This window comes from Streptomyces sp. FIT100, assembly GCF_024584805.1.
GTDB lineage: Bacteria > Actinomycetota > Actinomycetes > Streptomycetales > Streptomycetaceae > Streptomyces.
Map to the genome: position 1 here is coordinate 1,315,938 of NZ_CP075715.1, position 19,313 is coordinate 1,335,250.

General features: G+C 72.8%; 18 protein-coding genes. 8 read left to right on the forward strand and 10 right to left on the reverse strand.

Annotated features, from left to right (window positions below):
• Nucleotides 1–19 precede the first annotated feature (19 nt).
• The 5 genes from KK483_RS05690 to KK483_RS05710 all read right to left on the reverse strand — a co-directional run bounded on the left by KK483_RS05690 (nt 20) and on the right by KK483_RS05710 (nt 6,423).
• Nucleotides 20–685, reverse strand: coding sequence for a cytochrome b/b6 domain-containing protein (locus KK483_RS05690; RefSeq protein ID WP_262004112.1), 666 nt, complete (start codon nt 683–685; stop codon nt 20–22).
• Nucleotides 627–1,373 carry a molybdopterin-dependent oxidoreductase gene (locus KK483_RS05695; RefSeq protein WP_262004113.1) on the reverse strand — a complete coding sequence of 249 codons (747 nt, stop codon included), beginning with the start codon at nt 1,371–1,373 and terminating at the stop codon, nt 627–629. The genes KK483_RS05690 and KK483_RS05695 overlap by 59 nt, the downstream gene beginning before the upstream one ends.
• A gap of 74 nt (nt 1,374–1,447) precedes the next feature.
• Entirely contained in the window at nt 1,448–3,043 is a 1,596-nt protein-coding gene (locus KK483_RS05700; RefSeq protein WP_262004114.1) for an APC family permease, read from the reverse strand.
• Between the two features lie 55 nt (nt 3,044–3,098).
• On the reverse strand, nt 3,099–4,058 hold the full coding sequence (locus tag KK483_RS05705; RefSeq protein ID WP_262004115.1) for a hypothetical protein: 960 nt from the start codon (nt 4,056–4,058) through the stop codon (nt 3,099–3,101).
• A 709-nt stretch (nt 4,059–4,767) separates the two neighbouring features.
• Complete coding sequence (locus KK483_RS05710; protein WP_262004116.1) at nt 4,768–6,423, reverse strand: FAD-binding dehydrogenase; 1,656 nt, start codon at nt 6,421–6,423, stop codon at nt 4,768–4,770.
• A 109-nt stretch (nt 6,424–6,532) separates the two neighbouring features.
• Here KK483_RS05710 and KK483_RS05715 point away from each other — a divergent pair, with 109 nt between their 5' ends.
• The 3 genes from KK483_RS05715 to KK483_RS05725 are packed head-to-tail and all read left to right on the forward strand — an operon-like array spanning nt 6,533 to nt 7,804.
• Nucleotides 6,533–7,072 (forward strand): NUDIX hydrolase, encoded by a 540-nt coding sequence (locus KK483_RS05715; protein ID WP_262004117.1) that lies wholly within the window; start codon nt 6,533–6,535, stop codon nt 7,070–7,072.
• 10 nt (nt 7,073–7,082) lie between these two features.
• Nucleotides 7,083–7,472, forward strand: coding sequence for a YidH family protein (locus KK483_RS05720; RefSeq protein ID WP_262004118.1), 390 nt, complete (start codon nt 7,083–7,085; stop codon nt 7,470–7,472).
• Nucleotides 7,473–7,483: 11 nt separating this feature from the next.
• Nucleotides 7,484–7,804, forward strand: coding sequence for a DUF202 domain-containing protein (locus tag KK483_RS05725; protein WP_262004119.1), 321 nt, complete (start codon nt 7,484–7,486; stop codon nt 7,802–7,804).
• A gap of 12 nt (nt 7,805–7,816) precedes the next feature.
• Here KK483_RS05725 and KK483_RS05730 read toward each other — a convergent pair whose 3' ends face one another.
• A complete protein-coding gene (locus KK483_RS05730; RefSeq protein WP_262004120.1) occupies nt 7,817–8,752 on the reverse strand; it encodes an NADP-dependent oxidoreductase in 936 nt (311 codons plus the stop codon).
• Nucleotides 8,753–8,904: 152 nt separating this feature from the next.
• On the opposite strand from KK483_RS05730, the gene KK483_RS05735 reads away from it, so the two are divergent.
• Together KK483_RS05735 and KK483_RS05740 are read left to right on the forward strand one after the other, a co-directional pair.
• The gene (locus KK483_RS05735) at nt 8,905–9,201 is read left to right on the forward strand and encodes a hypothetical protein (RefSeq protein WP_262004121.1); all 297 of its coding nucleotides are present in this window, start codon (nt 8,905–8,907) and stop codon (nt 9,199–9,201) included.
• 195 nt (nt 9,202–9,396) lie between these two features.
• Complete coding sequence (locus KK483_RS05740) at nt 9,397–10,308, forward strand: MBL fold metallo-hydrolase (protein ID WP_262004122.1); 912 nt, start codon at nt 9,397–9,399, stop codon at nt 10,306–10,308.
• Nucleotides 10,309–10,659: 351 nt separating this feature from the next.
• On the opposite strand, the gene KK483_RS05745 is transcribed toward KK483_RS05740, so the two are convergent.
• On the reverse strand, nt 10,660–11,949 hold the full coding sequence (locus KK483_RS05745; RefSeq protein ID WP_262004123.1) for a glucarate dehydratase family protein: 1,290 nt from the start codon (nt 11,947–11,949) through the stop codon (nt 10,660–10,662).
• 156 nt (nt 11,950–12,105) lie between these two features.
• Between KK483_RS05745 and KK483_RS05750 the strand changes: the two genes are divergently transcribed.
• Both KK483_RS05750 and KK483_RS05755 read left to right on the forward strand, forming a co-directional pair.
• Nucleotides 12,106–13,128, forward strand: a complete 1,023-nt coding sequence (locus tag KK483_RS05750) for a phosphotransferase family protein (RefSeq protein WP_262004124.1) — start codon at nt 12,106–12,108, stop codon at nt 13,126–13,128.
• A 5-nt stretch (nt 13,129–13,133) separates the two neighbouring features.
• Nucleotides 13,134–14,348, forward strand: a complete 1,215-nt coding sequence (locus KK483_RS05755; protein WP_262004125.1) for an acyl-CoA dehydrogenase — start codon at nt 13,134–13,136, stop codon at nt 14,346–14,348.
• A gap of 424 nt (nt 14,349–14,772) precedes the next feature.
• Here the strand turns inward: KK483_RS05755 and KK483_RS05760 are convergent, their stop codons facing one another.
• From KK483_RS05760 to KK483_RS05770, 3 genes are read right to left on the reverse strand one after another with little or no spacing between them, the layout of a single operon-like run.
• On the reverse strand, nt 14,773–15,366 hold the full coding sequence (locus KK483_RS05760) for a TetR/AcrR family transcriptional regulator (RefSeq protein WP_262004126.1): 594 nt from the start codon (nt 15,364–15,366) through the stop codon (nt 14,773–14,775).
• A gap of 35 nt (nt 15,367–15,401) precedes the next feature.
• Nucleotides 15,402–17,075, reverse strand: a complete 1,674-nt coding sequence (locus KK483_RS05765) for an AMP-binding protein (RefSeq protein ID WP_262004127.1) — start codon at nt 17,073–17,075, stop codon at nt 15,402–15,404.
• A complete protein-coding gene (locus KK483_RS05770) occupies nt 17,054–17,818 on the reverse strand; it encodes an SDR family oxidoreductase (RefSeq protein WP_262004128.1) in 765 nt (254 codons plus the stop codon). Before KK483_RS05770 ends, KK483_RS05765 begins: the two co-directional genes overlap by 22 nt.
• 177 nt (nt 17,819–17,995) lie before the next feature.
• Between KK483_RS05770 and KK483_RS05775 the strand changes: the two genes are divergently transcribed.
• Nucleotides 17,996–19,264, forward strand: a complete 1,269-nt coding sequence (locus tag KK483_RS05775; RefSeq protein ID WP_262004129.1) for a DUF1343 domain-containing protein — start codon at nt 17,996–17,998, stop codon at nt 19,262–19,264.
• Nucleotides 19,265–19,313: the final 49 nt, after the last annotated feature.

Genomic DNA, 19,313 nt, shown 5'->3' on the forward strand with positions numbered 1-19,313 from the left:
TCAGTCCTTGCCGTAGCGGTCAGTCCTTGTCGGGATCCCAGAGCGGGTGTTCCCGCCGGGCCCATGGGCGCTCGACCGACCCGGTGCGCATGCCACGGCGTGCCTCCGGGTCGGCGAGCGCCATTCCCATGTGCCCGACGAGCACGAGGCCGATGGTGAGCGCCAGCCAGTCGTGCACGAAGGTCGCGCTGGTGCGCCACACCAGCGGGGCGAGATCCGTGAACCACATCAGCAGGCCGGTGCCGAGCATCACCAGCACGGCGCCCGCGATCCAGGCCGCGTAGACCTTCTGCCCGGCGTTGAACTTGCCGGCCGGGCGCGCCCCCGGGCTGTGGTCCCTGCGGCGGGCGGCGCGCAGCCACCGCCTGTCGTGCGGCCCGAAGCGGTTCAGCCGGCCCAGGTCCTTGCGGAAGGGACGCGAGGCGAGCCCCAGCAGGAACGGTGCGGGCAGCAGCAGCCCGGACCACTCGTGCAGGGTGACCACGAGATGGCGGCGGCCGACGAGTTCGGCCAGGCCGGGTATGTACAGACAGGCCGCGGTCACGACGCAGAGCAGCATCAGGGCGGCCGTGGTGCGGTGCACCCAGCGCTCGGCTCGGCTGAACCGCCGTACCCGCGGGGAGGGTTCAGACGGTGGGGGTGTCGTCGCGGCCGTTCGACCTGCCGACCCAGGCGTCGACGTCATAGCCTCGCTCCTCCCAGTACCCCGGCTGCACGTCTCGGGTCAGAGAGATCCCGGAGAGCCACTTCGCGGACTTGTAGAAGTACATGGGCGCGACATAGAGCCGCACCGGGCCGCCGTGCGCATGGCTGAGCGGCTTGTCCTGCATGCGCAGACAGACCAGGACGTCGGCGCGGCGGGCCTGGTCGAGGGTGAGGCTCTCGCTGTACGTGCCGTCGAAGCAGGTGAACCGCACGGCGCGGGCCTCGGGGCGCACCCCCGCGGCGTCCAGCAGCGCGGACAGCCTCACACCCTGGAAGGGGGTGTCGGGGACGCGCCAGCCGGTGACGCACTGGACGTCGCGCACGACCCGGGTCTGCGGCAGTGCGCGCAGGGCGTCCAGGGTGTACGAGCCGGGGCGCTCGACCAGTCCGTCCACGGTGAGCCGGTAGTCGGCCCCGTTCCGGCGCGGCACCGACGCGGCGACCGAGTAGTAGCGGAAGCCGCCGCCGTTGGGGAGCAGCCCGGTGAGCTGGGTGGGGTCCTTGTCGGCGACCGAGCCCAGGAAGGCTTCGAGGCCGCGCTGGAGATACGGGGCGGTGGCGACGCCCGCGGCGCCGAGACCGAGCACGGTGAGCACGAGGCGGCGCCCGACGGGCGTGCCTTCGGCATCCGGGTCCGGGGTGTCCGGAGAGGGGGTCGGGTCCTTCACATGTCGATTCGAGCACCCGCGGCCGCGGGAATCCAGGGGCCGCGGGTGTCCGTCAGACTTCCGTCAGACTTCGGTCACACTCCGGAGTTCACCGACCCCGACCCCGACTCCGACTCCGAGCCCGACTCCGATTCGGCGGCGCGCTCCAGCCGGAACGCCTCGTTGCCCAGACCGATACGGGCGTGGACCTCGGGGCGGGCGGACTTCAGCACGGCCCCGTACACCAGGCCGACGACCAGCGCGACGCCGATGATCCCGGGCAGGATCCAGCTGAGCGAGGAGTCGGGCCCCGCGCCGATCAGGACGCCGAAGTCCTTGACCGTGTAGACGGCGATCGCGAGGAGCGCGATGCCGGCGAGACCCGACGCGATGAGCCGCCACATCTGCGCCCCCGCGGCGCCGCGGCGCCAGAAGAAGGCGATCACGGCGAAGGACGCGGCGGCCATCAGCAGGATGACGCCGAAGGCGCCGACGTTGCCCATCCAGGTGAACAGGCGCAGCACCGGGGCCGTGGGGTCGCCGGCCGGCTTGTCGTCGGTGACGGCGAAGGCGGCGATGGTGAGCACGGAGACGGCCGACTGGAGCAGGGAGCCGGTGGCCGGCGCGCCACTGGTCTTGTTCGTACGCCCGAAGGCGGCGGGCAGCAGCCCTTCACGGCCCATGGCGAACGCGTAGCGCGCGACGACGTTGTGGAAGCTGAGCAGCGCGGCGAACATGCCGGTGACGAAGAGGACGTGCAGGACGTCCGTGAAGGTGCCGCCGAGGCGGGCCTCCGTGAGGGAGAAGAGCAGCCCCGGCCCCTGCTCGCCCGCCTGCGCGGTGATGGCTCCGGGGCCGGTGGCCACGGTGAGCGCCCAGGACCCCACGGCGAGGAACAGGGCGACGAAGCCGACGGCGAGGAACATCACGCGGGAGACGACGACATTCGGGCGGCTGGTCTCCTCCGCGTAGACCGGGGACTGCTCGAAGCCGGTGAAGGCGGCGATGCAGAAGCAGAGCGCGGTGCCGAGCCCCGCGCCGCTGAGGGTCTCCGGGTTGAAGGCGCTGAAGGAGATGCCCGCGCTGCCCGGTTCGGCGACCGCGGCGACGTCGAAGACGACGACGAGGGCGCATTCGATGACGAGGAGGACGCCGAGGACCTTGGCGTTGAGGTCGATCTTCAGCCAGCCCAGTACGGCGACGGCGAGCGCGACGGCGAGCGCGGGCACCCACCAGGCGACGGTCAGGTCGAGATGGGCGGCGAGCAGCCCGGAGACCTCGAAGCCGAGGATGCCGTAGATGCCGACCTGCATCGCGCTGTACGCGACGAGGGCGGTCAGCGAGGCCCCGGCGCCCGCGGTGGAGCCGAGGCCGCGGGCTATGTACGCGTAGAAGGCGCCCGCGTTGTGGACGTGGCGGCTCATCTCGGCGTAGCCGACGCTGAACAGGATGAGGACGACGCCGAGGATGACATACAGCAGCGGCTGGCCGACGATGCCCATCACCCCGAACACGGTGGGCATGACACCGGCGACGACCATCAGCGGGGCGCTGGCGGCCAGCACGGAGAGCAGCAGGCCCGCCGTGCCGAGGCGGTCGGCCCGCAGGGCGCGTTCCTGTCCTTTGTACGTGTTGATCTCGCCGGCCTCGCTGGAGGTCGAGGCTCTGGCGGGCGAACTGGCCGATGACATGGGGGTGTTGTCCCTTCGGGGCGTCGGTGGATACGGCGGTGGATACGGCGGTGGATCAGACAGTGCCGAGCGCGGCGCCGCGCGCGGCTTGGAACGCGTCGTACGGGTCCTGGTCCGGATACGACCAGGGGCCTGGGGTGCCGTGCGGGCCGATGCGGAGGAACAGCGCGGCGGCCTCCGCGGGCCTGCCCTCGCAGAACTTGGCGTGGGCGAGGAAGTTGAGGTCGACACGGTTGCGCGGGTGGTCCTCGCGCTCCCACTCCAGCCACCAGTCGAAGGCGGCCTTCATCACCTGCCGGGCGCGGCGGCCCGACCAATGGGCCGAGGCGAGCGGGTCGGCGGGCTCGCTGCCGGCGGCGGCGAGCACCCGGTAGCGCTCGGCGTGGGCGACGACGGGCAGGACGGCGAGCGGGGAGTCGGCGGGGGCCTGTTCGGCGGCCCAGGCCGCGAAGTCGTACACCTCGTGGAGCGGGTCGGCGCCCGCGTCGGGATGGCGCTCGGCGAGTCGGGCGGCCATGAGGTGGTGGGCGTGGTGGTGGTCGGGGTGGCGGGCCCGCACCTCGTCGAAGAGGCGGACGACCTCCTCCTCGGTGCCGAGGGTGCGGGCGAGCCGCAGCATGGCGAGCCAGGGGGTGGGGTCCTCGGGCGCGAGCCCCGCGGCGGCGCGGCAGGCGGTGCGGGCCCTGTCCGGGTGCTCCTTGCCGCGCAGGGCCGCGGACACGGCGGCGCAGCCGAGCAGCACGGTGGCGTCGGGGCTGCCGGGATCCACGAGCAGCCAGTCACGCGCCCATGCGGCGCTGGAGGCGGGCTCCCCGAGCACGACGAGGCGGTGGCCGCGGCGGTCCCAGTCGTCTCCGGTCGCGGCGAGCAGCTTGTGGGCGGCGGTCCACCGGCCCTGCGTCAACTGGGCACGGGCGGAGATGAGTTCGGCGTCGTCGAGAGCCGGGTCGAAGGACTGCCCGGAGCGCGCGGAGCGGCGGCGGCCGCGGCCGAGCGGCGGCGGAGGTGGGGGCATCCGCGGGGATTCCTTCGGTGAGGAGGGGGCGCGAGCGCGGGATGTGAGCGAGTGATCGCGCACAGCAAAGCGGTACGGAACGCTCCGCGTCAAGAGCGTTCCACCTGGCGGCAGTTCCGGCCGCGTCGCCGCCGGTCGCACCCCGGGTCCGGGGCCCCGGGTCCGGACCCCCGCGCCTCGAACGCCCGCGGCGGCCGGACCCGGGGCTCCGCCCCGGAACTCCAGCCCGTTGGGGGCACCTCTCAGGCGAGGCTCCGGGGGAGGCGGCGTCACGGCCGGAGGCCGTACGGCACCGGCCGTGTCCGACGAAATGCGCTGGCGCGCGGCGTCCGGCACGCTGCCCCAGAGCTCGCGCCTGGGAGGTGCCCCCGCGCCGCGTGGACGCGCTCCTCCGCCTTGCGATCGCACGCACCGGACACCGCCCGGCCCACCCTCTGAGCAAACGACGCTGCTTCTCACGACACTCCCTGCTCCCGGGCACAGGACGTACCCCACCGCGTGGACTCGCTCCCCCACCCTGCGACCGCACGCACCGGACACCGCCGGGCCCACCCTCCGAGCGGACGACGCGACCTCTGACAACACTCCCTGCTCCCGGACACAGGACGCGCCCCACCGCATGGACGCGCTCCCCCACCCTGCGACCGCACGCACCGGACACCGCCCGGCCCACCCCAGGGGCGGACCGCGCCGTTTGTTCAGGCGCGGCCTAGGAGACCGCCTTCGCCGCCGCGCGGCCGGCCGCGCGGCCCGAGAAGATGCAGCCGCCGAGGAAGGTGCCCTCCAGGGACCGGTAGCCGTGGACGCCGCCGCCGCCGAACCCCGCCGCCTCGCCCGCGGCGTAGACGCCCGGGAGGGGCTCGCCGCCGTCGGTGAGGACGCGGGAGGACAGGTCCGTCTCCAGGCCGCCGAGCGACTTGCGGGTGAGGATGTTGAGCCGGACGGCGATGAGGGGCCCGGCCTTGGGGTCGAGGATGCGGTGCGGGGACGCCGTGCGGATGAGCTTGTCCCCGAGGTAGTTGCGGGCCCCGCGGATCGCCGTCACCTGGAGGTCCTTGGTGAAGGGGTTGGCGATCTCCCGGTCGCGCGCGGTGATCTCGCGGCGCAGCTCCGCCTCGTCGATGAGCGGCTCCTTGGTGAGCGCGTTCATTCCTCGCACCAGCGCGCCGAGGTCGTCCTCGACGACGAAGTCCACGCCGTTGTCCATGAACGCCTTGACCGGGCCGGGCACGTCCGCCCGCGCCCTGCCTATGACGTCGCGGATCGACTTGCCCGTCAGGTCGGGGTTCTGCTCGGAGCCGGAGAGCGCGAACTCCTTGCCGATGATGCGCTGGTCGAGCACGAACCAGGTGTGGTCGTGGCCGGACCTCATGATGTGCTCCAGCGTCCCGAGCGTGTCGAAGCCGGGGAAGAGCGGCACCGGCAGCCGCCGCCCGCGTGCGTCGAGCCAGAGCGAGGAGGGGCCGGGCAGGATCCGGATGCCGTGCTTGGCCCAGATGGGGTTCCAGTTCTCGATGCCCTCGGTGTAGTGCCACATGCGATCGCGGTTGATGTGGCGCGCGCCCGCCTGCTCCGCGATGCCGAGCATCAGCCCGTCGACATGGGCCGGTACGCCGGAGAGCAGCTTCTCGGGCGGAGTGCCGAGCCGCTCGGGCCACTGGGCGCGTACGAGGTCGTGGTTTCCGCCGATGCCGCCGGAGGTGACGATCACGGCCTGGGCGCGGAGTTCGAAGGTGCCGGTGGTGTCGCGGCTGCTCGCCCGGCCGCGCTCGACGCCGGACGGCTCCAGGATCTCGCCGGTGACGGTGTCCACGGCGCCGCCGGTGCGGCGCAGTCCGGTCACCCGGTGCCGGAAGCGCAGGTCGACGAGGCCGCGTGCGGCGCCTTCCCTGACCCGCCGTTCGAAGGGGGCGACGATGCCGGGGCCGGTGCCCCAGGTGATGTGGAAGCGCGGCACCGAGTTCCCGTGCCCGTTCGCGTCGTAGCCGCCTCGCTCCGCCCAGCCGACGACCGGGAAGAAGCGGACGCCCTGGGCGTGCAGCCAGGACCGCTTCTCGCCGGCGGCGAAGTCGACGTACGCCTCGGCCCAGCGCCGCGGCCAGTGGTCCTCGTCGCGGTCGAAGCCCGCCGTGCCGAGCCAGTCCTGGAGCGCCAGGTCGTGGCTGTCCTTGATGCGCATCCGGCGCTGCTCGGGCGAGTCGACGAAGAAGAGGCCGCCGAACGACCAGTGGGCCTGACCGCCGATGGACTGCTCGGGCTCCTGGTCGAGGAGGATGACGCGGCGGCCCGCGTCGACGAGTTCGGCGGTGGCCACGAGCCCCGCGAGCCCCGCCCCGATCACGATGACATCAGCGTCGTACGCCATGGGTTGTTCGTCCCTCTCGGAGCCGGGGCCTGGTGGATGGGTCCGATCTTCGGTACGCGGGAGTAACTCGTCAATACGTCGAGTCGTGGGCCGGTGATTTGATGGCGGTATGAGTGCCGCTTCGAGTGCAGCTGACGAGATCCTCGACATCGTCGACGAGAACGACGAGGTCATCGGCCAGGCCCCGCGCGGCGAGGTCTATGCGCGGGGCCTGCGCCACCGCTGTGTGTTCATCGAGGCCAGGGACGCCGAGGGGAGGATCTTCGTGCATCGCCGCACCCCGGGGAAGCTGGTCTTCCCCTCCCTGTACGACATGTTCGTGGGCGGGGTCGTCGGCGCGGGCGAGTCGTACGACGGAGCGGCGCTGCGCGAGGCGGAGGAGGAGCTGGGCGTCTGCGGACTCCCCCGCCCCGTGCCGCTCTTCACGTTCCTGTACGAGGCCCCGGCCGCCGAGCCGGGCGGGCTCGGGCAGACGTGGTGGTCCGCCGTGTACGAGGTCCGCTGCGATCTTCCGGTGAACCCGCAGGCGGAGGAGGTCGCCTGGCACGCCTTCCTTCCGGAGGCCGAGCTGGAGGCCCGGCTCGGCACGTGGGAGTGGGTGCCGGACGGTCTCGCGGCGTACCGGCGGCTGCGAGATCACCGCCGGTAGGGTGCGACGCGTGAGCGAGTTCGTGCGGAGTCTGCGGCTGTGGCTGGCCCCCCAGCGGATCCGGGACGAGGGCGAGACGCCCGACTACCGCTTCTCGCTCGCCAACGAGCGCACGTTCCTCGCCTGGCTCCGTACCGCCCTCGCGCTCATCGCCGGCGGGTTCGCCGTCGACCAGTTCCTGCCGGACCTGCGCTGGGGCGTCCGCGTCGGGCTGTCGCTCGCGCTGATCGGGACGGGCGTGCTCTGCGCGCTGCGGGCCGTCAACCACTGGGTGCGGTGCGAGCGGGCGATGCGGCGCGGCGAGGATCTGCCCGTGTCGCGCTTCCCGACGGTGCTGGCGCTGGTCGTGGGCGCCGTGTCGGTCGCCATGGTGGTGGTCGTGGCGTGGGGGCGCGGGTGAGCGGGGGGCCGGTGAGCGGGGTGCCGGCCCGGGACCCGGGGCTCCAGCCGGAGCGGACCCGGCTGGCGTGGCGGCGTACGACGCTGGCGTTCACGGTCGTCGCGGTGCTGGCGGCGCGGCAGGTGGTGCACCACGCGGACATCTCCGCGGAGGACCTGGTCGCCCTGGCGCTGAGCGCACTGGTGTGGGTGGGCTTCCTGTCCGTGGCGCACCGGCGCATCGGGGTGCTCGACGCGGGCCGGCCTCCGGGCGCGATGCCCCTGGGGCAGGGGCTCGCGGCCACCGCGTGCGCGCTCGGGCTCGCCGCCTTCGCCGTCGCGATCGTCTGGTGATCCCCGGCCCGTTCAGCTCTCCCAGTCGACGGTGACGACGATCTTTCCGCGGGTGTGGCCCTCCTCGTTGAGCCGGTGCGCGTCCGCGGTCCTCTCCAGCGGGAAGCTGCGGGCCACACGGACCTCGATGACCTCTTCCTCGGCGAGCTCGCTCAGCCGGTAGAGGTCTGCCGTGTTGGGCCGGACGAAGACGTAGCGCCCGCCGAGCGTGGTCACGGCCGGGTCGGCGATGGAGGCGAGGCGGCCGCCCGGGGCGAGCAGTTCGGCGGAGCCCGCGAGCGTGTCGCCGCCGATCGTGTCGAAGACGGCCTGCACCCCGTCTGGCGCCAGCGCCCGCACCCGCTCGGCGAGCCCGTCTCCGTACACCACGGGCTCCGCACCGAGATCGCGCAGGTACTCGTGGGACGGCGGGCTCGCGGTGCCGATCACCCGCGCGCCGAAGTGGTGGGCGAGCTGCACGGCCATCGAGCCGACCCCGCCCGCGGCCGCGTGCACGAGGACCGTGTCGCCCTGGCCGATGCTCAGCGCCTGGGTGAGCACCTGATAGGCCGTGAGCCCGGCCAGCGGCAGGCAGGCCGCCTCCTCGAAGGTCAGATTGCGCGGCTTGCGGGCGAGCGCGCGGACCGGGGCGGCGACGTACTCGGCGCACGTGCCCCGGGAGAGGAAGTCCTCGCGGACGTATCCCATGACCTCGTCCCCGACGGCGAACTCCGGCACGGACAGCCCCGGCTGGACGACGACCCCGGAGACGTCCCAGCCGGGGACCACCGGGAAGACGGCGTCCAGGACCCCGTCCAGGTGGCCCTCGCGGGCCTTCCAGTCGACCGGGTTGACGCCCGCCGCCCGCACCTTGACCAGCACATGGTCGGGTCCGAGCTTCGGCTCCGGGAGATCGCCGTACTCCAGGACCTCGGGGCCGCCGTAGCGGCGGTAGCTGATCGCCTTCATGCTCCGACCCTCCGGCGGGCCCGGGGCTCGCGCAAGCCGGAAGGGCTCCCCGGGGCGACGCAGCGCCGGGACGACTGAACAATGGGACATTTCGGACTAGCCTGGGTCGGGCCAGGATTCCCGAAGCCCCACGCATCACGAAGGTGAACGACATGACCGTCCTGCACCAGGAGCACCCCACCCACGAGCACGCCCACGGACCGGGCTGCGGACACACCGAGATCGTGCACGGCGACCACATCGACTACGCGCACGACGGCCATCTGCACCGTTCGCACCAGGGCCACTGGGACGAGTGCGAGGCGGGCGGGCACGTGACACACGGGGACCACGCCCACCGACACGGCGAGGGGTGCGGGCACACCGCGGTGAAGCACGGGGACCACGTCGACTACGTCCACGACGGCCACCGCCATGCCGCGCACGACGGGCACTGGGACGACCACTGACGAACACTGACGACCGCCGACGACCGCCGACGACGCGCTGACGGCCGGGCCGGCGGGCCCGGCCTCCGCGGCCTCCGTGATCTGCCCGGCCCGCGCGGCCTCCGCGGCCCGCGCGGCCTGCCCGGCTTCCCCGGGGGCGGGGCGGACTGGCAGGCTGCCACCGTCCGTTCGGCCACACTCCCCGGGGGAGCCACGGTGCCTGCCACCGACCCTTACACCCTCCAGCTCGCACCGTCCGTGCACGCATACGTGCAGCCCGACGGCGGCTGGTGCCTGAACAACGCGGGCTTCGTCAGCGACGGCGAGTCGACGCTCCTGGTCGACACGGCCGCCACCGAGCGGCGCGCCCGGCTGCTGCGCGAGGCACTGCTCGCGACCGGGGCGCCCCTGCCGAGGACGCTCGTCAACACGCACCACCACGGCGACCACACCTACGGCAACTCCGTGTTCGCCCCCGGGGCGACCGTCGTCGGCCACGAGGCGTGCCGGAGCGAGGTCCTCGCGGCGGGACACCAGCTCCATCTCATCTGGCCGGAGACCGAGTTCGGCGACATCGCGATCACCGCGCCGGACCTGACGTACAGCGAACGCCTCACCTTCCGCGCGGGCGGCACGGAGGTGCGCCTGATCCACCCGGGCGTGGCGCACACGACCGGCGACACGGTCGTGCATCTGCCGGAGCAGGGGATCGTCTTCGTGGGGGACCTGGTGTTCCAGGGCGGCACGCCCTTCATCCCCATGGGCTCGCTCGCCGGCTCGCTGCGGGCTCTGGACCTGCTGCGCTCACTCGATGCCGGGATCGTCGTGCCCGGACACGGCCCGGTCACCGACCCGTCGGCGTACGACGCGACGGAGCGCTACCTGCGGTTCGTGGCGGAGCTCGCGGAGGCGGGGCACGCGAGGGGCCTGACGCCGCTGGAGGCGGCGCGGGGGGCTGAGCTCGGGGAGTTCGGGGAGCTGCGGGAGAGCGAGCGGCTGGTGGCGAATCTGCACCGCGCGTACGCGGAGCTGGAGGGGGTGCCCGGGGGTTCGCCGCTGGATCCGGTGGCGGTGTTCGGGGACATGGCGGTGATGAACGGGGGCGTACCGGTGGCGTGCCACGCCTGACGCTTCCCCGTCCGGGGCCCCGACGGCGCGGCTCCGCCCCGGATCCCCGCGCCCCGGATCCCCGCGGCCTCAGACGCCGGCGTGACCGAAAGACCCGCAGCCGGCGACGCACACCCCCTGCGGGGTCGTTCAGAGGCGCCTCCCCAGGGGCCGGCAAGAACCGGGCGTGCGGCAAGAGCGGAGCTGTGCGGCACCGCCCCAGGAGTCGAGCCCGGAGGGATCCCGGACCGGCCGTTCACCGGCGATCGCCGCACCGGCACCCCGGGCCGGGGCCCGTGGGCCCCGCCCCACCGCCCACCGGTGGCAGCCGCACCCTGCGCAGCCCCCGGGCGGTGCCCGGGCAGGGCCCTGCTACCAGCGGGGCACCGGCGGGGTGCGCCAGCCCGGCTCGGCCACGCGCATCGCCGAGGCGTCGTCGCGATCGCGCATCGTGCCGTCGTCCTCCAGCCACCGCCGGTGCAGCGCCGCGAGCCGCTCCCGGTCGAGCTCGACCCCGAGTCCCGGCGCGTCGGACACGGCCAGCCGGCCGCCCTCGAAGACGTGGCGTTTCGTGATGACGTCCTCGGCCTGCCAGGGATAGTGGCTGTCGCAGGCGTGCCCGAGCCCGGGGACCGTCGCCGCGACGTGGGTCATCGCGGCGAGACTGATGCCCAGGTGGGTGTTGGAGTGCATGGACAGGCCGACCCCGAACGTCCGGCAGATCGCGGCCAGTTCGCGCGTACGGTGCAGTCCGCCCCAGTAGTGGTGGTCGGAGAGGACGATCTGTACGGCGCCGCGCGCGAACGCCTCCGGGATCTCGGGGAAGGTCGTGACGCACATGTTGGTGGCGAGCGGCACGTCCGTGCCGGCCGCGACCTCGGCCATGCGGTCGGTGCCGCTCGCCGGGTCCTCCAGGTACTCCAGGACGTCCTTCAGCTCCTCGGCGACGTACAGCGAGGTCTTCACGGACCAGGCGCCGTTGGGGTCGAGGCGCAGCGGCCGGCCGGGGAAGGCTTCGGCGAGCGCGCGGATCGCGGCGATCTCCTCGTCGGGCTCGAAGACGCCGCCCTTGAGCTTGAAGGAGGTGAATCCGTGCTCGCGTGCGAAGCGGCGCGCCTGGGCGACGACGCCGGCCGGGTCGAGCGCGGCGCCCCAGTCGTCGCTCTCGCCGCCCTCCGGGTGGGCGGCCCAGCGGTAGAAGAGGTAGGCGCTGTACTCGACGGAGTTGCGGACCTTGCCGCCGAGCAGGGCGTGCACGGGCAGGCCGAGCGTCTTTCCGAGGGCGTCGAGGCAGGCTACCTCGAAGCCGGATACGACCGAGAGGCGCAGCTTGTCGGCGGTCTGGACGCCGCGCAGTCCGCCCGCGTCGACGCGCTCGTCGGCGGCCCGTGAGTCGCCGCACACCTGCTCGGCGAGGGCGAAGAGTCCGTTCAGATCGGTGACCGGGTGGCCCGGGAGAGCCTCCGCGAGCGGGCGGGCGATGTCGAGGTACTTCCCGTCGCCGTATGTCTCGCCGACGCCCGTGATGCCTCCCCTGGTGACGACCTCGATGATGAGGCGCGGGGTGTACGGCTGGTGGACGCCCTGGGTGTTGAGCAGCGGCGGGTCGGCCATGAGGATCGGGGTGAGCCGGACCGTGTCGATCATCATCGCGGTATCCATACGTGAACTCTATTCAGGGATACGACTCCGGGGCCAGAGGCGGGAACCGACTTTCCGTCCGCGGCACATCACCGCACCCGTCCCGCCCTGGACGACATACCGACTGGTCGGTCATCATGAACGCCAACGAACAGCCGCCCCTCCGGAGGTGCCCCGATGAGCTCAGTCCACCCCCCAGGTCTCGACCCCGAGCAGCTGCGCGGCCATCTCGACCGCGAGCGGCCCGGCCTGGTGAGCGGACCGCTCAGCGCCCGGCTGATCCAGGGCGGCCGGTCGAACCTGACGTACGCCGTCACCGACGGCACGGGCCGCTGGGTGGTGCGCCGGCCCCCACTCGGCCATGTCCTCGCCACCGCCCACGACATGAAGCGCGAGCACCGGGTCATCGAGGCGCTGCACCCGACGGCCGTGCCGGTGCCCGAGCCGCTGCTGCTCTGCGAGGACGAGTCCGTCCTCGGCGCGCCCTTCTACGTCATGGAGTTCGTCGAGGGCACCCCCTACCGCACGGCCGAGGAGCTCGCCCCGCTCGGACCCGAGCGCACCCGGGACGCCGTCCTCGGACTCGTCGACACGCTCGTCGATCTGCACGCCGTGGACCCCGGGTCCGTCGGCCTCGGCGACTTCGGCCGCCCGGAGGGCTTCCTCGACCGGCAGCTGCGCCGCTGGGGGAAGCAGCTCGACGCCTCCCGCAACCGCGAGCTCGCGGGCATCGACGAGCTGCACGCCGCGCTCGGCCGCGCCCTTCCGGCCTCCCCCGCGGCGACCGTCGTCCACGGGGACTACCGCCTCGACAACGTACTGATGGGCGACGACGACCGGATCAGAGCGGTGCTCGACTGGGAGATGTCCACGCTCGGCGACCCGCTCACCGACCTCGGGCTGCTCGTGATGTACAGCCAGAAGCTGGAGCTGCCCGACTCCCCCATCAGCACGACCGCGGCGGCGGCAGGACATCCGGACGCGCGGGAGCTGGTCGAGCGGTACGCCGCCCGCTCCGGCCGGGACACCTCCGCCATCTCCTGGTACACGGCGTTCGCCTGGTTCAAGCTCGCCGTGATCCTGGAGGGCATCCACTACCGCTACACCCTCGGCCAGACCGTCGGCGCCGGCTTCGACCGCATCGGCGACCTCGTCCCCGTCTTCATCGAGCACGGCCTCACCACCCTGCAGGAAGGCTGATCAGCATGGACTTCGCTTTCGACGCGCGCACCGAGGAGCTGCGGGACCGGCTCCTCGCCTTCATGGACGAGCACGTGTACCCGGCCGAGGCGGTCGCCCACGAGCAGCACGCGAAACTCGCGTCCCCGTGGGACACCCCGCCGGTGATCGAGGAGCTCAAGGCCGAGGCCCGCAGGCAGGGCCTGTGGAACCTCTTCCTCCCGGATGCGGAGTACGGCGCCGGGCTGACCAACCTCCAGTACGCGCCGCTCGCCGAGATCACCGGCCGCTCCCCGCATCTCGCGCCGACCGCGCTGAACTGCGCGGCACCGGACACCGGCAACATGGAGGTGCTCGCCCTCTTCGGCTCGGACGAGCAGAAGAAGCAGTGGCTCGAGCCGCTGCTGGCCGGTGAGATCCGCTCGGCCTTCGCGATGACCGAGCCCGAGGTGGCCTCGTCCGACGCGACGAACATCGAGACGCGGATCGACAGGGACGGCGACGACTACGTCGTCAACGGCCGCAAGTGGTACATCTCCGGGGCGATGAACCCGAACTGCCGGATCTTCATCGTCATGGGCAAGACCGACCCGGACGGCCCGGACATCCGCCGCCAGCAGTCGATGATCCTCGTCCCGCGCGACACGCCCGGCGTCGAGGTCCGCCGCGCGATGCAGGTGTACGGCTACGAGGACCATCTGCACGGCGGCCACGCGGAGGTCGTCTTCGACGACGTCCGGGTCCCGGCGTCGAACCTGATCGGCGAGGAGGGCGGCGGCTTCGCGATCGCCCAGGCGCGCCTCGGCCCCGGCCGCATCCACCACTGCATGCGCCTGATCGGCATGGCCGAGCGGGCCATCGAGCTGATGTGCCGACGGGCCGTGTCGCGTACCGCCTTCGGCAGGCCGATCGCCCAGCAGGGCGTCGTACAGGCGTGGATCGCGGACGCCCGGGTGACGGTCGAGCAGCTGCGGCTGCTGGTGCTGAAGACCGCGTGGCTGATGGACACGGTCGGCAACCGCGGTGCGCACACCGAGATCCAGGCCATCAAGATCGCCACCCCGCGGGCGGTCGTGGACATCCTCGACCGGGCGGTCCAGGTGCACGGCGCGGGCGGGGTGAGCCAGGACTTCCCGCTGGCCGAACTGTGGGCGGGAGCGCGGACGCTGATGCTGGCGGACGGCCCAGACGAGGTGCACCAGCGGTCGCTGGCACGTCAGGAACTCAAGAAGTACCTGTAGGCCGTGTCCGGCACATGACGCCCCGTCCGCCCGAAGGGCGGGCCCGGCGGCGTCTGGTGCGTGCGATCCCAAGGCGGAGGACGGAGTCCAAGCGGTCAGGGCACCTCCCGTGCCCGAAGGGCCACGGGGGTGGGGGCACCTCCCAGACGCGAGCTCAGGGGGAGGAGCGTGCCAGACGCCACCGGGCGGACGGACTGTGAAGACATGACCTAGGTCCTGTCGTTCGGATCAGGCCGGATCAGGGCGCGGCCCGCCGCGGAGCGGCTGATGTCACAGCGGTGCGTGCAGCTGCAAGGCGGAGGAAGGAGTCGACGCGGTGGGGACACCTCCCGTGCCCGAAGGGCTACGGGGAAGTCGGCTGACGACAACGCGGCAGATGCGCGTGCCAGGACGTGCGAGCCCGGCAAGATCCGAACGACAGGGCCTAGGGGCGCAGCGCGCGCAGCAGCAGGTCGGCGAGGTGGTCGGCGACCTGCTGCTGTGTGAGCGGCCCGTCCGGGCGGTACCAGGTGGACAGGTGGTGGACCGAGCCGAAGTGGTAGTCCACGACCAGGTCCGCGGGGGTCGCGTCGGAGAAGACCCCGCTGCGCTGGCCCTCCTCGATGAGCGCGCGGAAGCGCTCGTGGTAGTGCCTGCGCTCGGCGCGGACCTGCTTGTTCTTCTCCGGGCTGAGGTGGTGCATGGAGCGGAAGAAGATCGCCGCGTCGTCGAGGTTCTCGATGGTGGTGACGACGACGTCGGCGGCCGCGTCCCGCAGCCGCCGCTCGACCGGTGCGTCCGCCTCGGCGAAGGCGTCGAGGCGCTCCTGCTGGAGCCGCAGGACCCGTGAGTAGACCTCCTGGAGGAGGTCCTCCTTGGAGCCGAAGTAGTGGTAGAGCGCGCCCTTGGTGACGCCCGCCGCCTCGACGATCTCCTGGACGGACGTGCGGTCGTACCCCTGCTCGGCGAAGAGCCGGGTGGCGGCGGCCAGCAGCCTCTGGGGGACGGGGGTGCCGCTCCCGTCCGTCGTCCTGGCCATTGCCGCCACCTGCCCTTCGCTCGGCTCACACGTGTTCATCGGCGGGAACGCAGTTCCCGCCTGAGGATCTTCCCACTGCTGGTCTTGGGCAGCTCCTCCAGGACCTCGACCTGCCGTGGGGACTTGTACGCGGCCAGGCGTTCCTTGCAGTAGTCCGCCAGCTCGGCGGGGTCGGCACAGGCGCCCGGGCGGAGGCTGACGTACGCCTTCACGGTCTCGCCGCGGTAGGCGTCGGGGATTCCGACGACGGCCGCCTCGCGGACGGCCGGGTGTGTGTAGAGGACGTCCTCGACCTCGCGCGGCCAGACCTTGAAGCCCGATGCGTTGATCATGTCCTTCTTGCGGTCGACGACGTACAGCCAGCCGTCGGCGTCCATGAAGCCGATGTCGCCGGTGCGCAGCTCCCCGTCCGGGAAGCCGGCGGCGGTGGCGTCCGGCATGCGCCAGTAGCCGAGGGCGAGCTGCGGGCCGCGCACGACGATCTCGCCGTGCTCGCCGAAGGGCACCTCCTCGCCGTTGTCGTCGACGATGCGGACGACCGTGTCGGGTCCCGGCAGGCCGACGGAGAGGGTGCCGGACGCCGGGTCGACGGGGGCCTCCCGCTCGGGCGGTACGGCGGCGCAGGGGGCGGTGCACTCGGTCAGGCCGTAGCCGTTGCGGATGTACGGTCCGAAGCCCGCGCGGAACTTCTCGACGAGGGCGGGTGGCACGGGCGCCCCACCGGAGGAGATCACCTGGAAGGACGCGAAGTGCTCCCGGGTCGCCCCGGGGTGGGCGGCCAGCGCCATGAACGCGGTGGAGGGACCCACGGTGTAGGCGGGGCGGTGCTCGGCGAAGGCGTCGAGGACGACGCCCGGGTCGAAGCGGTAGGCGAGGGCGAGGGTGCCGGCGTTGGCGATGCAGGCGGCGAGCTCGCAGACCATTCCGGTGATGTGGAAGAGGGGCGCGAGCGCGAAGTAGCAGGCGCCCTCCGGCACGGGGTGGCCGGTGCGCTGGCGCTCGGCGTTGTAGGTGAGGGCGCCGTGCGGGTTCATGGCGCCCTTGGGGCGGCCGCTCGTGCCCGAGGTGTAGCTGATCAACGCCACGTCGGTGGCGGTGAGTTCGCGGCCGGCGGGTGCGGGGTGGCCGGCACGGGCGACGGCGAGGAGGTCGTCGGTGTCGTCGGGCCGGGTCAGCCGCCCGAAGCCGAGGACGCGTGCGTCGTCGCGGGTCTGGAGGTCCAGCTCGCAGGTGGTGACGGCGACGCGTACGGGTGAGCCGGCGGCGGTGTCCCGGATGTACGCCTCCCAGGCGCGGTCGGAGCAGATGACCGCCGCCGCGTCCGCGTCCTGGAGGATGTGGGCCGTCTCGGCGGACTTGTACATGGGGTTGAGCGGCACGACGGTCGCCCCGGCCTTCCATGCGCCGAGCAGGGCGATCACGAAGTGAGGGCTGTTCTGCAGCATCAGCGCGACGCGGTCGCCGCGCGCGATGCCCCGGGCGGCGAGCCGGCCGGCCACGGAGTCGGAGAGCGCGTCGGTCTCGGCGTAGCTCAGGCGTCCGTCGAAGTAGGCGAGGGCGGTGCGTTCGGGTGCGCGGGCGACGGCGGCGCGGAAGGCGTGGAGGACGGTGGCGGGCGGTGTGACGGGGGCCCGCTGGGCATCGGTGAGCCGGCCGAGCCAGGGCCTGGCGGCGTAGATCGACCCGGTCACGCGCCCGCCCCTTCCCATGTGCGCTGGATGCGGTTCATGCTGCCGAGCCAGTGCTCGGTGTCGTCGGCACGGGCCCGGTAGTAGGCGGCCACCTCGGGGTGCGGCAGGATCAGGAAGCGGTCGGCCTCGATTCCGTCGAGGAGCGCGTCGGCGACGTCCTCGGGCTCGATGGCACTGGGGGCGAGGACGAGCTCGCCGGCCGAGCCGGCGGCGGTGAGCATGTCCGTACGCACGCCCTGGGGGCAGATGGCGTGGACCTTCAGGCCCCGGTGACGGTACGTCAGCGAGAGCCACTCGGCGAAGGCGACGGCGCCGTGCTTGGTGGCGCTGTAGGGCGCCGCGCCGATCATGGTGAGCAGTCCCGCGGCGGAGACCGTGGAGACGAAGCGGCCGCTGCCGCGCTCGAGCCAGCCGGGCAGCAGGGTGCGGACGGCGCGGACGTGGGCCATGACGTTGACGTCCCAGGCGGCCGCCCATATGTCCTCGTCGGCGAACGCGTCGCCGGGCGAGGCGAGTCCGGCGTTGGCGCAGTAGATGTCCACGGTGCCGCCGAGGGCGTCGCGCGCCTCCTCGACGATGGCGGAGGCGTCGCCGGCGACGGGGATGGCGCCGGTCTCGGCGGCGATGGCCTTGGTCCTGCCGGGGTCGATGTCGTTGACGACGACCCGTGCGCCCTCCGCGGTGAAGCGGCGGGCGAGCGCTGCCCCGATGCCTCCGCCCGCTCCCGTGACCACCACGTTCGCGCCCTGCACCGTACTCATGGGACCTGCCTTCCGTCGCGGCTCACTCGGGACACTCCGGACGGCAGACTAACCAGTCGGTATGTTCACGCGGAAGGGGCGGACGGGGAACCGTGGTGTCCCGGCTCGTTCCCCGGGGCCCTGGCCCGCGCTACCGTGCGTGCCCATGACAGATGTAGCGATCACGGAGGTAGTGCGATGAGCCTGTCCAGACGGGGTCTGCTGGCGGCGGGCGGCGCGGTCGGCGCCGGCGCTCTGGCCGCGACCGCCTCCACCGCGGCGTCCGCCGCGCCCGCCGCGGCGCACCACGGCGGCAGCCGGGTCCGTACCGGCTTCGAACGACTCGCCGCCGACGGCTACGGGCTCCTCTCGGGCGAACGCGTCGGCGTCGTCACCAACCCCACCGGCATCACCCGCGACACCCGCCACATCGTCGACGTCATGCACGCCGACGACCGGGTGGACCTGGTCGCCGTCTTCGGTCCCGAGCACGGCTTCCGCGGCACGGCCCAGGCGGGCGGTTCGGAGGGCCGCTACGACGACCCCGCGACCGGACTGCCCGTCTACGACACCTACCTCAAGAGCGGACAGCCGCTCGCGGACATCTTCACCGCCTCCGGCGTCGACACCGTCGTCTTCGACATCCAGGACGCGGGCGCCCGCTTCTACACGTACATCTGGACGCTGTACGACTGCATGCAGGCGGCCGCGCTCGCGGGGAAGCGGTTCGTCGTCCTGGACCGGCCCAATCCGGTCACCGGAAGGGCGGCGCTCGGGCCCGTCCTGGACAAGGCGTTCGCGACGTTCGTCGGCCGTGAGCCCATCGCCCAGGCGCACGGCATGACCGTCGCCGAGCTGGCGCTCCTCTTCAACGGCGAGTTCCTCACCGCGGCGCCGGTGGAGCTGGAGACCGTGCGGATGACCGGCTGGCGCCGCGAGGACTTCTACGACGCGACCGGGCTGCCCTGGGTGCCGCCGAGCCCCAACATGCCGACGCCCGAGACCGCCCTCGTCTACTCGGGCACCTGCCTCTTCGAGGGCACCAATCTCTCCGAGGGCCGCGGGACGACCCGCCCCTTCGAACTCCTCGGCGCGGAGGGCGTCGACCGCGCCTGGGCGGAGGCGGCCAACGCCCTTGAGCTGCCCGGAGTCCGCTTCCGGGAGGCGTACTTCGCGCCGACGTTCTCCAAGTTCCAGGGCAGGACGGTCGGCGGTGTGCAGCTCCATGTGCACGACCGGGAGGCGTACGACCCCGTCCGCACCGGGATCGCCCTGCTGGTGACGGCGAAGCGCAGCTGGAGCGGTTTCGCCTGGCGCTCCGACAACTGGATCGACAAGCTCACCGGCTCCACGCGTGTGCGCACCCTGATCGACGCGGGCGCGGACACGGACGAGGTGGTCGGGGCCTGGCAGGACGATCTTGCGGCGTTCCGGGCGGTGCGGAAGCGGTACCTGCGGTACCACTGATCGGAGCCGGCGGCTCCGGCGTACGACGCGGAGACCCCTGCGCCCGGAT

Coding starts and splice junctions, on each gene's coding strand:
- KK483_RS05745 (WP_262004123.1), bottom strand. CDS start 11,949: ATGGATACCGCGATGATGATCGACACGGTCCGGCTCACCCCGATCCTC.
- KK483_RS05755 (WP_262004125.1), top strand. CDS start 13,134: ATGGACTTCGCTTTCGACGCGCGCACCGAGGAGCTGCGGGACCGGCTC.
- KK483_RS05690 (WP_262004112.1), bottom strand. CDS start 685: ATGACGTCGACGCCTGGGTCGGCAGGTCGAACGGCCGCGACGACACCC.
- KK483_RS05775 (WP_262004129.1), top strand. CDS start 17,996: ATGAGCCTGTCCAGACGGGGTCTGCTGGCGGCGGGCGGCGCGGTCGGC.
- KK483_RS05770 (WP_262004128.1), bottom strand. CDS start 17,818: ATGAGTACGGTGCAGGGCGCGAACGTGGTGGTCACGGGAGCGGGCGGA.
- KK483_RS05760 (WP_262004126.1), bottom strand. CDS start 15,366: ATGGCCAGGACGACGGACGGGAGCGGCACCCCCGTCCCCCAGAGGCTG.
- KK483_RS05705 (WP_262004115.1), bottom strand. CDS start 4,058: ATGCCCCCACCTCCGCCGCCGCTCGGCCGCGGCCGCCGCCGCTCCGCG.
- KK483_RS05765 (WP_262004127.1), bottom strand. CDS start 17,075: ATGGGAAGGGGCGGGCGCGTGACCGGGTCGATCTACGCCGCCAGGCCC.
- KK483_RS05735 (WP_262004121.1), top strand. CDS start 8,905: ATGACCGTCCTGCACCAGGAGCACCCCACCCACGAGCACGCCCACGGA.
- KK483_RS05750 (WP_262004124.1), top strand. CDS start 12,106: ATGAGCTCAGTCCACCCCCCAGGTCTCGACCCCGAGCAGCTGCGCGGC.
- KK483_RS05715 (WP_262004117.1), top strand. CDS start 6,533: ATGAGTGCCGCTTCGAGTGCAGCTGACGAGATCCTCGACATCGTCGAC.
- KK483_RS05700 (WP_262004114.1), bottom strand. CDS start 3,043: ATGTCATCGGCCAGTTCGCCCGCCAGAGCCTCGACCTCCAGCGAGGCC.
- KK483_RS05710 (WP_262004116.1), bottom strand. CDS start 6,423: ATGGCGTACGACGCTGATGTCATCGTGATCGGGGCGGGGCTCGCGGGG.
- KK483_RS05730 (WP_262004120.1), bottom strand. CDS start 8,752: ATGAAGGCGATCAGCTACCGCCGCTACGGCGGCCCCGAGGTCCTGGAG.